We start from the raw sequence: 15,102 nt of genomic DNA on the forward strand, positions 1-15,102 counted from the left end.
CTGTAATGCGATAATAATACCCTCTAAAACCAGTTACATATTAGAATTGGCTATTCTATATAACTTTTTTAACTCTTTTCTCGTATCTACCACTTCTTTTTCTATATTTTTTCTCAACCGTCCATCTAGCAATTTATCACTTAATATTTGTACAATAGAATCATACATTTGCTGCTCATCAAATTGAACGATTAATCCATTGTTGTTATGGATTATCTGTTCACTTGCTCCTGTAAAATCTGTACTAATAATTGGGTTATTAAAACATCTAGCTTCTGCAAGTGTTATGCAGTATCCCTCATATCGAGACGGTTGAACATATAAATCACATTGTTTCATAAATGGATAGGGATTCGAAACTGCTCCTAAAAAGATATAATCACCCTGGACATCGTAATTTTCCACAAGCTTTTCATACATTCCTCTTTCCTTTCCATCTCCTATACAATACCATCTAACATTGAAGCCAGCTTCTCTCAGCTTAGCTAACACAGATATTGTTAAATCCTGCCCCTTTTCTATACTCAATCTACCAACAGTAAGGATTCTTACGCCCTCAAAATCATCCGCAAACCCAATTCCTTCATTTGCCATCTTACATATCATTTCAGGTGAAATAATATTTAAAAAAGTTTCTGTCTTATTTATCAATTCCGGAACAGTTTGAGTAAGTTTCATCTTTCCTAAATCTGAAACTACAAAAACATGTTGAAATTTTTTATATACTTTATTAACAAAATGCTTATTAAAATATATCTTTTCAATATCGAAATGGATCCATTGAATCTTTCGTCTCGCCTCTACTTTATTTGCCACAAAGTAACTAATAAAATCCATTGGTCCAGCATAAGCGATAGCAATATCATAATTTTTATAAGCACCTTCATAATTCTGTAAACAATATTTAAAAATAACACTCCGTTCTTTCATAACCTTAGAGATTACGTACAACACTGCCAGTTGCAGCGCTTTTACAATTTTTCTTTGTTTTATAAAATCCGCTATAACTAACCGTGTTGGTTTATTCAAAATACATTGCATTTCTTCGTAATCCTTTACATACTCAATACGAACCCCCTTTGGAATAAAATTTAAAAATTCTCCTTTTTTCTCTAACATTAAAATTGTCACTTCATATTTTTCTTTTGGGATTTCTGCTACCATATTTAATAAGGCCTTCTCCGTACCACCTATATTCATATTTATAACCATAAAAAGTATTTTCTTTTTCATAGTTCTCCCATTCTTTCTATTTATAAAATCCTTTAATTGAAAAAAGCATATATCTTCTCAATTTCCTCTTCCGTTCCAACCTTTTCTTTCTTTAAATTTTCAAATAACCGTTTTTTTAGCAAATCGTTTTCTATAATTTCTTTCACCCCTTCATATATTGCTTCCGAATCCATCTTCACTATTAAACCATTCTCTCTATGTTTGATTTGATTATAAACTGTAACAAAGTCGGTTACCACTATAGGTTTTTGAAATATTCTAGCCTCTGCTATTGCCAAGCCAAATCCTTCATACCTAGAGGGTTGTACATATATATCACTGTGTTTTATAAAGGGATAGGGATTCTTGTATGTACCTAATAATATGAAAGTATCGTGTAAATTATATTTACTTATCCTATCCTCGAGTTCACTTTGAAGATTTCCTTCGCCGATTACATACCACTTAAATCTATAGCCTTTTTGCTTTAATTTATAACAAGCTTCTATGGCCAATTCATATCCTTTTTCATAGACTAACCTACCAATCGTTAATATTCGTAATCCCTCAAACTGATCACTAAATCCTTTACTCTCATTTGCCATCGATTTAATTAATGTCGGCGATATAATATCATAGACAACTTGAATTTTCGATTCTATTTTAGGAATTTCTTGAATCAATACTTCCTTACAACCATCGGAAACAGCTACTATTTCATTAAATTCCTCATAATAGTTCAAGTCAAAATCTTTATTATATGCAGCTAGCCTATAATCCGTATTCACCCAAGCGATTTTTTTGCACGCGTAAACCTTATTTGCCACAAAGTATGTTGGCATTCCTTGACTATAAGCTATGGCAACATCATATGTCCCCTTTAAACTATCCATTCCTTTAGACACCCATCTCCAAACTACTTGAGCTGCATGTAATTTTTTATTTATGTATGGATTTCTAAGAGATATAGAAGCCCCAACTCTAAGAAATAACTCTTTAAAGTATTTATGCTTGATTAAATAATTAAATTTCTCAGCCTGTCTTTTAATAATTGTCGGTACTTCTAAAACGTTTACCTGTTTTGGAAGTAATGGTAAATACAATCCACTAGCAGAGAACATTAACAAATCAACTTCATATTTCGTATAATCAAATGAAGAAAGTAAAGAAACTAAACTTTTTTCAGCTCCTCCACTTTGTAGCGAATCTATAACGAATAAAATTTTTTTCTTCATAACTATCACTACCCTAAAGTGTTTTTATTACACTCAAAATATTAAAAAACATTTACTTATTCTCCCTTTACGAAAATAATGCATATAATTTATTGATTTCATTACGATTTCCATATTCACCTTTCAGAGTATTTTCTACCAGTACTTCCCTTAACTCTTTATCTTCAATAAGTCTCTTTATTCCATTAACTATCCCGTTTATTCCCATCTCAGTTATTAATCCATCAATTCCATCCTGTACCTGACTTTTAGCAGTTGAAAAATTAGTAATAAGTACTGGCTTTCCAATGATTTGCGCTTCACGAACTGTTACAGCTTTCCCCTCATACCTCGATGGCTGCACATATATATCACATGCTTTTATATATGGATAGGGATTTGTCTTTTTACCCAATAAAAAAAAATGTTTTTCCAGTTTAAGTTCAGCTAATAACTTTCTAAGTTCAGCTTCTAGTGCTCCATACCCAACTACATACCATTCCATATCATATCCCTCATCTAATAACTTTCTTAAAGCATGCATAGCAACGTCTATTCCTTTTGCATATGATAACCGCCCTACAGTAACAAGCTTTATTTTTCCAGATTTCATCTGTAGTTCTTTCATAACATCTTCCCCTTGTGCTTGCTCACGTACGAACTCCGGAGATAATATATTTTCTATAATTTCAACATCCTTATTTACATTTGGTAAAATACTAAGAAATGAATCTCGACATCCTTCTGAAACTGCTACGATGTTATCCATTTTGCTCCACATTTTATACTCCATGTTTGCATTAAGGTTTATATTTGAATAATCTGTATGAATCCAACCAATCTTTTGTTTCGCTCGAACTTTATCTCCAACAAAATAATGGGGCCATAAAAAACTAATTGCTACATCATACTCCTCTTCCAGTTTTGGTATAAATGGTAAAGTTATTCTCCATCCATACTGAATAACGAAATATCCCACCTCTGCACTTTTCACATATCTCCCATGCACATCTCCAAAAATTTTCCCTAAAGTCCTTGCCATTCCAATTGTAATTTGCCCTTCTTGCAATATTTGTTTAATCGATTTTCTAAAAGTAGTATATTGTTTTACTTCCTTTAACAAATTAGGCAGTTTAGGTAATAAAAAAAGAAACTCTCCCTCATGTTTAAATAACATTAAATCTACATCATATTTGCTATAGTCGATTGTATTCAATAAACCAATTAAACTTCTTTCTACTCCTCCAATTGCCATATCAAATGATGTAATGAGAATTTTTTTCTTTTTCATTTCTTACTCCCTCATCCGATTTATTTTACTAGTTTTATTCTTATGAAAGTAATTACATGTAACTACGATTCCCTATACTCTAATCCATATAATAATAACCACTCTGGAATATTACTCTTTATATCAAAACCGAGCTTCGAGATCGTATCAGCTATTATTTCTGTATTTAATTTTTCTTTTTCCAAAACCCTTTGAATTTCTACAGACCATATTTTAAGATTTTCATCCAAACTAACAAATGATATTATCCCTAATCCCATATCAACATTTTTAGTTATAGTATTTGCCACTACACACGGAACACCTGCACACTGTGCTTCTAATGCAACAATTCCAAATCCCTCAAAAAGTGACGGAAAAAGAAAAACATCAAACATCCTTATAATTCTTGGAATGTCTTTTCTTACTCCTAAAAATCTAACTTTTTCATAGATACCTAGTCTTTTCGATTCTAGCTCAATAGAGTTCTTTAACGGTCCATCTCCTACTAAAACAAGCATAAAATTAGGATCATATTTTAATACCTCATTGAAAACTTTCAATATAAATATATGATTTTTAGATTCAGAAAAACGCCCAATATGACCAATCACTTTCTTTTCAACTGGTATATTGAATTCATCCCTTACTGTATTATCATCCTGTATATTTACATTAACAAATTGATTAATATCTATTGCGTTTTTCATTATCTTTACCTTTGAATTATCAATGTTTTTTTGAAATAAAAAACGTGCAGATTCTACACTGCACGCACAATAATTTGTTCCCACATAAGTAATAACTGTTCGTAAAAAACTCAATAAAACTTTCCCTTTTATCCCCGATCCCATCGGCCAATTATTACTATGTGAATGACAAATCCTTATTTTTATACCAGCTATTTTAGCAGCAATAGCCACGATCCCCCCCTGATAATCAGTATGTGCATGGGCCGCCACATATTGATTATCAGACATTACCTTAACAAGCTCTTTAATGTATGAGAGAGGGCCTAGCTGTCCTAAACTAGATATTCGGTGTATTTTTCCACCTAACGCGATGATTTCCTTATCATAATCACTTTCTTCACTTTTATGAGAAACAAAATCAAATTGCACTATTTCTCGATCTATATTCCTATATACATTCATTAATAAGGTCTCAGCGCCACCTCGGTCCATCGCACTAACGATATGTAACACTCTTTTTGGTCGTTCTTGTTTAAACATTGAAAATTACTCCCATCTAAGAACGATTTTCAAATATATATTTTATCCCCAGAAACTACTCTTATAAACTATTCCTAAAGTAATGATATGTTCATATACAAAGTAAACAAAGTAACATAATATTACTGCATAGTAAATTAACTTTTGATCCTTTTCTATAAACAACTTTATAACCCACGATATCAATATCAAGTGATATAACCCAAAATATATGGAGAATCTTGCAAAAATCCAATTTTGAGTTGAAATAATCATAAATACTAGACCTAACAATGCCATATTTACGATATAATCACTTTCTGGAAAAATCTCTCTTAATTTATGTCTTCCAACATAAGCTAAAATGAGCGGTATTGCATCCACAGCAACCCGAAGAATATTAGCTCCCCCTTCTTGAAAATCCTTATAGTGACCATATTGTGTATCCCCTATAGTCGCAAAGAAAATTTCTGCAAACTGATTAAACCCTATTACTATAAGTACTGCAATAAAGAGTAGTATAAATGTTATTGTCGACCATGCTTTTCTTCGGACTACAAAATAAATAGGAATTAATACAAGGGCGCTTTGATGAAAAGTAGAAGCAAATAGTACAATCAAAAAATATCTCTTCCAATTCCCATCTAAAATATATTTTGTAGCAGTAAAAATAATCGCTGCAGTTAAATACTGTCTTACTCCATTCATTGACACTAAATACATGCCGGATGCGATATACACATATAAACTTAATTCAATCATTCTTGAATATTTATATAGAACTGCTACTATTAATATATTTGTTATTAGAGCTGTTATCAAAATCAAAACTTGCGGATCATTCGTATATGCCTTTAAAATCATTTGCAAAATACTAAATCCAACATCCTTACTACTTTGAATATAATCCCAATTAAAATCAGTAACTGTAAAAGCATGCATATAAAAATACGTATCACCGATATTATTTCTAAAACCAGATACTAGTACAAGAGATGTCGTCGCCATTAAAATCAATAGTCGATTCGGTTTTAACATCACCATTTCTGAAGTTACTGGCATAGCAAAATACCGTGCGAAAAACGCTAGTATGAACACTATAAAGAAATTCATCCAAAGTATAGTCATTATTCTTCCCTCTTATCAATCCTAAGTAAATCCCTATATATTTACTTTTATTCTTGTCTTCAATGTAATGTAACTATATAGAATAACCCCTAATGGCACTGCGCAAAGGGTAAGCACTTTGCATGGTGACTCTTTTATAAATTTTTTATTTTTTGCTATAAAGCTACTTGAGACATAATGTACAGCTTGTCTATATTTAAATAGCCTATTTGCAAATGGTAGCTTCATCAGTTCCTTACGATAAAAAGCAAAACCTTTTGGATTTTTACGATACTGACTTAACATATTCATCGAAGAACCATCAGGTAGATATTCAACATAACAAAGAGCTTCATTCATCAGTAACATTTCATATTTCTGATCCAACATATAATATTTATATGCCAAACCTACATACTTCTCATTTTTAAAAATCGGATATGGATACTTCTTTGTTAGTTCTGTACGATATACCAATTTCTTATCTCCAGTTACACCATGTTTATTGTAAAGATTAAACAGTGTAGAACGGTTAAGATTTAATGGTAGCTTTGAACCAATTACTGTCCCATCTTTATATAAATCAAGAGCAATGATTCCACTTACTTGGTCACTTCCATTTTCATCCCAAAACGAAATGATTTTCTCTACAGCATCACTAGGCATTGAGTCATCTGAATCAATGCACACATTAAGTTCAGTATCAATCATCTCGTAAGCTGTATTATGAGCACCATGCATCCCTTGATTTACTTGCCAATAATACCTTATACTTATGCAATCTTCAGAAATCCAAGAATGCACTAACTCCTTTGTATAATCATCAGACCCATCATCTATAATTAACCATATAAAATCTTGACACGTTTGCTGCTTCAAACTTTCATAACACCCCTGAAGACAATATGCTCGATTATATGTAGGGGTAAAAATCGTTAGCTTTTTCAATATGCTCACCTCGATACTTCAACATAAAACTCTTGGGTAAACCCTGTAATATTTTTTATATCATATCCTTTTTCAGCTAATACATATTGTTTCACACTTCGCGATGCCTGCTTGTTTTCTATATTTTGTAATAGACCTACCCATTTTCTTATATGTAGCAAAGAACACTGTTCAACTAAATTCAACCCCAAATCCACATCTTGTGTAATAGTATCCGATATAATACATGGCAAACCCGACCCTTGTGCTTCAATAAGGGTAACTGGCAAACCTTCATAAATAGATGGAAATACAAATGCATCAAATGCTTGTAATAAACGATTAATATCACTACGTATTCCTAAAAATTTCACTTTATCTGTTAGATTCAGTTTCTCTACTTTGTTCTCCATTTCTAATCGAAGCGGTCCATCTCCAACTAATAGAAGAATAGAGTTCGGCCTATATTCTATTAATTGAGCAAAAATATCAATTAAAAAAGTATGATTTTTTGGATATGCAAATCTTCCCACATGTCCAATCACAAAAACATCCCCATGAAGTTTCAGTTCTTTTCTTACCTGCTCTCTAATGTCTGGATTAAATGTAAATTCATCACATTCAATTCCATTTTTTAATATTTTTGTTGTACTTTCTCTATTCGCAAACAACCATTGCGCTGCAGCTACTGAACATGCTAAAAAATGTGTAGCGCACGACATAATAAATGCTCCTGCATACCATTTATATATGTTTGCTATAGCGCCACCCTCACTGCTTGTACTATGACTATGCGCAATCCTAATTGGAACTCTTGCCTTTTTAGCTGAACGAAGTACAAAACCGCTCATTTTATCCATATGTGAATGAACGATTTTATAATGCGGATGAGTGCTAAAGAAAGTATCTAGTGCCTTTATATAACCTCTATGACCAACATCTGTAACGTATGGAATTCTATGAACTTTCCCGCCTAACTTTACTATCTCTTCATCAAATACCCCCTCTTTACAAGTTAAAAAATCAAATTGTACTTTTGAGCGGTCTATATTACGATACAAATTCATAATTAAAGTTTCGGCTCCGCCTCTATTCATATTTACGACTACATGTAATACTCTTAATGGAGCGCCCAATTTAAATCCTCCATTTCATCCATATAACTTGTATAAATTTCTTTTTTCTCTTTCAATACTTCATTAACTGAATATTCATTTGTGATAATAGTACGTCCATACTGTCCATACTGCGCTTGTAATTCAGTATTTTTAGAAATAGAATTGATTCTTTCAGCCATCGTCTTTATGTCATCGCGTTCTATAGTCCAACCATTTTTATTATTAATAATTAACTCCCTATGCCCTCTGTTACTTGTAGCGATAACCGGAAGCCCACAAGCCATAGCTTCCATAATATTAACTGGTAAACCTTCCCGATAACTCGAAGCAAGAGCTAGATTACACATCTGTAGCAAAGAGGCTATATCATTTCTATAACCAAGAAAGTGAACCATACTACTCACGCCTAGTTGCGTCGCTATTTTTTTGCACTCTTCCATTAAGGGCCCTTCACCAGCAAGTAGTAGCTTCGCATGAGGAATTTCATTTTTCAATTTTGCTAATACACGAATTAAAAAACTTTGGTTTTTATTCTTATTAAATTCAGCAGCATAAAACATTAAAAAATCTTGTGGATTATAGTTAAATTTTAGCTTTAATGCTTGTTTTTCCGTTTCAGTTACTGGGGTAAATCTTTCTATATCTACCCCTACACCATGAACTAGTTTAATATCTTTTGCTTGAAAACGATGTTTAACTGCTAAATTGTAATCTTCTTGGTTAATTGTTATAAGACAATCTGTATTAATTGCCAAACTTCTTTCAATTGGATAATATAAAAGCCAATTTATAAACGATGATCCTTTACAAAAGTGAAATCCATGTGCTGTATATATGACCTTCGTCCCTTCCCTCCTTGCTTCCCGAGCAGCTAGACGAGCAATTACGCCTCCCATAGGCGTATGACAGTGAATGATATTATATTTATTTTGATGAATAATTGATTTGAGTTTTTTATATGCATGAAGATTTTGTATGCTAAGAGGTGATCTTTGAATAGGAATATTATATTTTTCAGTTACATACGGAAGGTGTATATCCCCATTTGCTGCAACGTGTACTTCCCAACCTTGATCTGCAAACCATTTCAAATACGGTAAATGAAAAGCTTTAAAATGATAATCCACAGTTGCACAAAACAGAACTTTTTTAGACACCATCCCACGCACCCGTCTTATTATGAATTTTTGCCATTAACCTGATACTGGTATTAATAGTTTTAAAGTTTTACGTTGATTCACTAAATTTAACAATCGCTTTCTTAATTCAAACTTATCTAATTCTGTATATTCAGAAATCAATCCCTCTATTTCTTCTATACGAACATTCATTTCTTGTCCTACATAAATTCTTGGGTAGACTTGCTGCTCATTCATTTCATCTTCTTTTAGTAATTCTTCAAAAAGTTTCTCTCCTGGGCGTATACCCGTAAATTCTATTCCGATTTCATCCACGGAGTTTCCTGACAATCGAATGAGGTTTTTAGCAAGATCCACTATTTTTACTGGTTCTCCCATATCGAGCACAAAAATTTCTCCCCCTTTTGCTAACGCACCAGCTTGTACTACAAGTCTAGACGCCTCCGGAATAGTCATAAAATAACGAACCATATCTGGGTGAGTAACTGTAACTGGTCCTCCCTTTTGAATCTGCTTCTTAAATAACGGGATAACACTCCCTCTACTCCCTAAGACATTTCCAAATCGTACAGTAACAAACTTTGTATGACTTATTTTATCTTTATGTTGTATTACCATCTCAGCTAATTTCTTTGTTGCCCCCATAACACTCGTTGGGTTCACTGCTTTATCTGACGAAATCATAACAAACGTTCCTACTCCATGCGTTCTTGCCGCCTCTGCTATATTCATAGTCCCAATCAAATTATTTTTAACAGCCTCTTCAGGATTGTTTTCCATCAATGGTACATGTTTATGTGCAGCAGCATGATATACAACATGAGGAAGATGTTTTTTCATTATTACATGCATCTTCTTTTCATCTTGGATATCTGCAATTTCTGGAATAAACACGCCTTTCCTATCATTATGTTTTTCATTTAATTCCATTTCTATTGAATATATACTATTTTCTCCATGCCCTAATAAAATCAATTTTTTGGGCTTAAATTTCGCAACTTGTCTACAAATTTCTGAGCCTATCGATCCACCTGCACCAGTAACTAAAATGACTTTATCAGTTATATAATCTGAAATGATATCCACATCTAGCTCTACAGGATCACGCCCTAATAAATCTTCTACTTGAACATCTCTGAATTCATTCACTGAAACTTTACCTGTTACTAAGTCTTCTAACATTGGAAGAATTTGCGTTTTAACATTTGTTTTTAAACAATTTTTTAAAATAATATTTCTTTCTTTTTTGTTTAACGAAGGAATTGCTAAAATTATCATTTCGATATTCATTTTTTTAATAACGTAATCAATTTGGTTCATACCACCAATTACCGGAATCCCCCAAATATCTAGATTATGTTTTTTGATATTATCATCAATAAATGCGACTGGCATTAATTCCGTAGCACTGTTCTTCAACAACTGTCTTGCAACCATTGTCCCAGCAGATCCAGCACCAACAATTAACGTTCTTTTCTTATCGCCTTTTTTTACATAATAAATATCTCTGTACATTCTCCAAATAAAGCGAGAACCACCTATTAATAAAATATGAATCATCCAAGTAACAACTAACAATCGAAAATACATTTTTCCGATGACTAGTTGCTGCACAGCCGCTGTAGTAAGTATAGAAAATGTAACAACCTTGCATATAATTAGCAATTCTCCTATACTTGCATATTCCAAAGCCTTTTTATATAACTTATAAATAAAAGCAAACAAATGATGACTAACTAATAAAGTGATAGAGCTAATAACTGATGATAAAGTGATAACACTGAAGCTAGCATTTACAAAAAAATAACTAAAAAAAATAGCAGTTAATACTATCAGTGAATCCATTAAAAGCAATAACGATATCCTCCGGCGATACGTCATATAACTTCCTCCTTTAATCAATTCCTTACTTAACTCTTTCAAACTTAAAGTTTCTAACTATATTCTCTTTATTAAAAACACATAGTTAGAAACTTTAATAAAACATGGGCATCTAACCCTCCCTCACATTACACTTTTGACGACTGGCATCTAAGGTTATTTTCACAACCCACAGCATAATCGAGTGCCTCCATTGATAGCGGTTAGGAGACATCACCACATCACAATTCTATTGTTTTTTCTTTATAACGAACAATTTCACGTACGAATGTTTAATTTAATAATATCTTCTAGACTTTCCCATTCAAAATCGCACCCAATATTCTACTCTTCGTAAAGCTTAGTGCTCTTTTCGTTTCAAGCGCATCTTCGTTCACAGTGCGATCATACCGGATCACCAAAAGTACTCCTTCACACTTATCAGCTAATACACTCGTATCTGTTACTTCTAATACAGGGGAAGAGTCAAATAATATGATGTCATACCGTTCCATCGCCTTTTGAATCAACATATCCATTGCCTCTGAACTAAGTACTTCTGACGGATTGAATGGCACTGGACCGCTAGTTAATACATCTAAACTTTCCATCTTTGTTTTTTTTACAGCACCCACCAAATTTGTTTTTCCGTTCAATATGTCAGTTAATCCAATTGTATTTTCCACTCCAAACATTTCATGAATCGTTGGTGTTCGTAAATTCGCATCTATTACCAATACTTTTTCGCCTTTTTGCGCTATTGAAACCGCTAAATTAACTGTAATTGTTGATTTTCCTTCACCGTACCTCGGAGAAGTAATCACTATCGTTCTACTTTTATGAATCGACGAAGATAATTGAATGTTAGTTCGTAGCGAACGATACTGCTCCGAAATTTTCGATCTTGGGGCGGTATACGCAATCATACTTTCTCCTTTAACTTTATTTGTTTTCCATCTATTTTTGTATGCCACTCTGTTCCCTCCCCCAATAACACTGTATTTTTCCCACTAAATTTATCTTTCATATTCTTCTTATTCATTTTAGAAATTCCACCTAAAACAGGGATATCTAACAATTGTTCAATTCGTCGTTCTGATTTGATTCTCTCATCCAATGAATCCAATAAAAAAATAAAACCGATACTGAGCACCATACCTAACGTGAATGCGATTAGTATCGTCTTAAAGTGATTTATATTTATAGGCATAGAATATTTTTGAACTGGATCTTCTGGTAATATGCTCACATTATTAAAATTCAGTATATTAGCTACTTCTTGTTTATAAACAGCCGCTGTAGTATTTGCAATTTTATGTGCAAGCACAGGATCCATATCCACTACATTTATCCTCATAATTTGAGAGCCTTGTACACTTTCCGTACTTATTTGTCCACTTAATGCACCTGCTGATCTGTTTATATTCAATTCAGCAGCTACTTTTTCTAATATTACAGGCTCATTCACCATCGCTTTCAATGTATTCATCGTTTCAGCGTTAGCTTGAACAATTACCCTTGCTGAGGAAGCATACAGAGGCGTTTTCATATACACACTATACAAAGCTCCTCCTACCGTTGTAAGAGTCGTAAACAATAGCAGTATCCACATCCTTTTCCATATTACAGTGAATAGATTTTTCAAATTTATTTCCTTATTCATTACTTCTCCCCCTCATTTAATACCAATGAGATTTCAGTTGAACATTCCATAAAAAAATAAAAATAAAATTATTATTTTTATTTTTCGAATATACAAAACTCCCTAATTACTGTCATTTTAGTTCTTTATATAGAACGAGTCAATACAATTTATTTTTGTTTAGCCACTTCTTAATTCCCGCTCAAAAATTACGACAACATTCTTCATAATTCACTGTAGATAAATGACGAACCCCCCCTATTACTGCAGTATCAGGGGGTTTTTCTTTGTATTGAAACGTAATTGATCCAGGCTTTTTAACCCATTTAAATAACTCCATTTTTAAAATGATATTCATTTCACATAGGTATTAGCAAATACATTTTTGAATTTGTTTCCCCTTTATCTTCCTCCTATAAAATTCCTTATAATTAAAAAACCCTCAACACATTATGTGTCAAGGGTTTAAGCCTCTTAGTATAGAGACATATATTGATCGCGTTCCCATTGGTGAACTTGCGTGCGGAAGATATCCCACTCAATCTCTTTTGCTTCGATGAAATGCTCAAGTAAATGGTCACCTAGTGCACCACATACTACTTCATTCGACTGTAATGTAACTAAAGCTTGCGCTAATGTTGCTGGTAAATCAACGATGCCAGCTTCTTCGCGCTCTTCTTTTGTCATTACGTAGATGTTACGGTCTACTGCAGCTGGTGGAGTTAATTTATTTTTAATTCCGTCAAGACCTGCTGCTAATAATGTAGCCATTACTAAATATGGGTTTGCAGCTGGGTCAACACTACGTACTTCTACGCGTGTACTAATACCACGAGATGCAGGGATACGTACTAATGGACTACGGTTTTGTGCAGACCATGCTACGTAACAAGGAGCTTCGTATCCAGGTACTAAACGCTTGTAAGAGTTTACAGTTGGATTTGCTACCGCTGTAAATGCTGGTGCGTGTTTTAAAATACCTGCGATGAAATGACGAGCATCATCACTTAATTGTAAGTCACCGTTTTGATCGAAGAATACGTTCTCACCATTTTTGAATAGTGATAAGTTACAGTGCATACCTGAACCGTTCACACCGTATAATGGTTTTGGCATAAATGTTGCGTGTAAACCGTGTTTACGAGCAATTGTTTTTACAACAAGTTTGAATGTTTGAATATCATCACATGAGCGAATTGCACTTGCATATTTAAAGTCAATTTCGTGTTGCCCTGGAGCAACTTCATGGTGAGACGCTTCAATTTCAAAGCCCATCTCTTCTAGTTCAAGAACGATATCACGACGACAGTTTTCCCCTAGATCCATCGGCGCAAGGTCGAAGTATCCACCGTTATCGTTTAATTCTAATGTTGGATTTCCTTTTTCATCTACTTTAAATAGGAAGAATTCTGGCTCTGGTCCAAGATTGAAATCTGAGAATCCTAAAGCTTCCATTTCTTTTAACACACGTTTTAAGTTGTTACGTGGGTCTCCATCAAATGGAGTGCCATCTGCATTGTAAATGTCACAAATTAGACGAGCAACTTTACCTTTTTCAGCAGTCCATGGGAAAATTACCCAAGTATCTAAGTCAGGATATAAATACATATCAGATTCTTCAATACGTACGAAACCTTCAATCGAAGATCCATCAAACATCATTTTGTTATCAAGAGCTTTCGTTAATTGTCTCACTGGAATCTCTACGTTTTTAATTACGCCTAAAAGGTCTGTAAATTGTAAACGGATATACTTTACATTCTCTTCTTCCGCCAAACGGAAAATATCTTCTTTTGTGTACCTAGCCATTATAAATTCCTCCTTAGTCCCTCTAAACACCTTCAGAATCAGTTCTCTTTAGTGAAAAAACCTTGAAATGTCACCTTGTCGCAATGAAGTCCGATTAAATCTACCTGTATGTTGTAGTTCATCTCGAAGTATTTTGCGAAGCTCAGTTTTTGAAATTTCTTTCGTTTCTTCTTTTACTTTCACTGTTTCTGTTTGATTTTCTTTCATTAGTAACACTTGTTTAATACCAGCCATATTCAAGCCTTGATCTAATAAATCTTTAATCTCTAACAACTTATCTACATCGTTAAATGAAAATAATCTACGATTCCCCTTTGTACGGGTTGGAGAAACAAGATTATGCTCTTCATAGTAGCGAATTTGACGTGCAGATAATTGTGTTAAATCCATAACAATACCAATAGGAAACAGCGGGGCAGAACGTCTATCTTCTTTCATTGTTTCAGTTCCTCCTTCGCCTTAACTGCTTCTCATTTTATACCATGTTATGTTTAGTGTCAATAGATGTTAGCTTTTCTTACATGATTTTTTTATAAATTTTTTCATTCTTTTTTCTAATGAAATAAATCATTACTTTCACAAGAAAAAAGCTG

Annotated in this window: 13 protein-coding genes; all 13 read right to left on the reverse strand. The window is 33.2% G+C overall.

What is annotated here, in order from left to right:
- Nucleotides 1-33: 33 nt before the first annotated feature.
- Entirely contained in the window at nt 34-1,233 is a 1,200-nt protein-coding gene (locus MHB74_RS17945) for a glycosyltransferase (protein ID WP_061677957.1), read from the reverse strand.
- A 32-nt stretch (nt 1,234-1,265) separates the two neighbouring features.
- Nucleotides 1,266-2,447 carry a glycosyltransferase gene (locus MHB74_RS17950; RefSeq protein WP_061677956.1) on the reverse strand — a complete coding sequence of 394 codons (1,182 nt, stop codon included), beginning with the start codon at nt 2,445-2,447 and terminating at the stop codon, nt 1,266-1,268.
- Nucleotides 2,448-2,514: 67 nt separating this feature from the next.
- Complete coding sequence (locus MHB74_RS17955; RefSeq protein WP_061677955.1) at nt 2,515-3,717, reverse strand: glycosyltransferase; 1,203 nt, start codon at nt 3,715-3,717, stop codon at nt 2,515-2,517.
- Nucleotides 3,718-3,779: 62 nt separating this feature from the next.
- Entirely contained in the window at nt 3,780-4,928 is a 1,149-nt protein-coding gene (locus MHB74_RS17960) for a glycosyltransferase family 1 protein (RefSeq protein WP_061677954.1), read from the reverse strand.
- A gap of 42 nt (nt 4,929-4,970) precedes the next feature.
- A complete protein-coding gene (locus MHB74_RS17965; protein ID WP_061677953.1) occupies nt 4,971-6,035 on the reverse strand; it encodes an EpsG family protein in 1,065 nt (354 codons plus the stop codon).
- A 33-nt stretch (nt 6,036-6,068) separates the two neighbouring features.
- Nucleotides 6,069-6,962, reverse strand: a complete 894-nt coding sequence (locus tag MHB74_RS17970) for a glycosyltransferase family 2 protein (protein ID WP_061677952.1) — start codon at nt 6,960-6,962, stop codon at nt 6,069-6,071.
- Nucleotides 6,963-6,967: 5 nt separating this feature from the next.
- Complete coding sequence (locus tag MHB74_RS17975; RefSeq protein ID WP_061677951.1) at nt 6,968-8,077, reverse strand: glycosyltransferase family 1 protein; 1,110 nt, start codon at nt 8,075-8,077, stop codon at nt 6,968-6,970.
- Entirely contained in the window at nt 8,062-9,219 is a 1,158-nt protein-coding gene (locus MHB74_RS17980; RefSeq protein WP_061677950.1) for a glycosyltransferase family 4 protein, read from the reverse strand. Before MHB74_RS17980 ends, MHB74_RS17975 begins: the two co-directional genes overlap by 16 nt.
- A 33-nt stretch (nt 9,220-9,252) precedes the next feature.
- The gene (locus MHB74_RS17985; protein ID WP_061677949.1) at nt 9,253-11,079 is read right to left on the reverse strand and encodes a polysaccharide biosynthesis protein; all 1,827 of its coding nucleotides are present in this window, start codon (nt 11,077-11,079) and stop codon (nt 9,253-9,255) included.
- A 290-nt stretch (nt 11,080-11,369) separates the two neighbouring features.
- Nucleotides 11,370-12,032 (reverse strand): CpsD/CapB family tyrosine-protein kinase, encoded by a 663-nt coding sequence (locus MHB74_RS17990; RefSeq protein WP_061677948.1) that lies wholly within the window; start codon nt 12,030-12,032, stop codon nt 11,370-11,372.
- Nucleotides 11,981-12,721: a YveK family protein gene (locus MHB74_RS17995; protein WP_061677947.1), complete on the reverse strand. Its 741-nt coding sequence runs from the start codon at nt 12,719-12,721 to the stop codon at nt 11,981-11,983. The genes MHB74_RS17990 and MHB74_RS17995 overlap by 52 nt, the downstream gene beginning before the upstream one ends.
- Before the next feature lie 453 nt (nt 12,722-13,174).
- A complete protein-coding gene (glnA, locus tag MHB74_RS18000) occupies nt 13,175-14,509 on the reverse strand; it encodes a type I glutamate--ammonia ligase (protein WP_061677946.1) in 1,335 nt (444 codons plus the stop codon).
- Between the two features lie 48 nt (nt 14,510-14,557).
- Nucleotides 14,558-14,947, reverse strand: coding sequence for a transcriptional repressor GlnR (gene glnR, locus MHB74_RS18005; protein WP_000656784.1), 390 nt, complete (start codon nt 14,945-14,947; stop codon nt 14,558-14,560).
- Between the last annotated feature and the right edge of the window lie 155 nt (nt 14,948-15,102).

The organism is Bacillus sp. FSL K6-0069, assembly GCF_038007785.1.
GTDB lineage: Bacteria > Bacillota > Bacilli > Bacillales > Bacillaceae_G > Bacillus_A > Bacillus_A mobilis.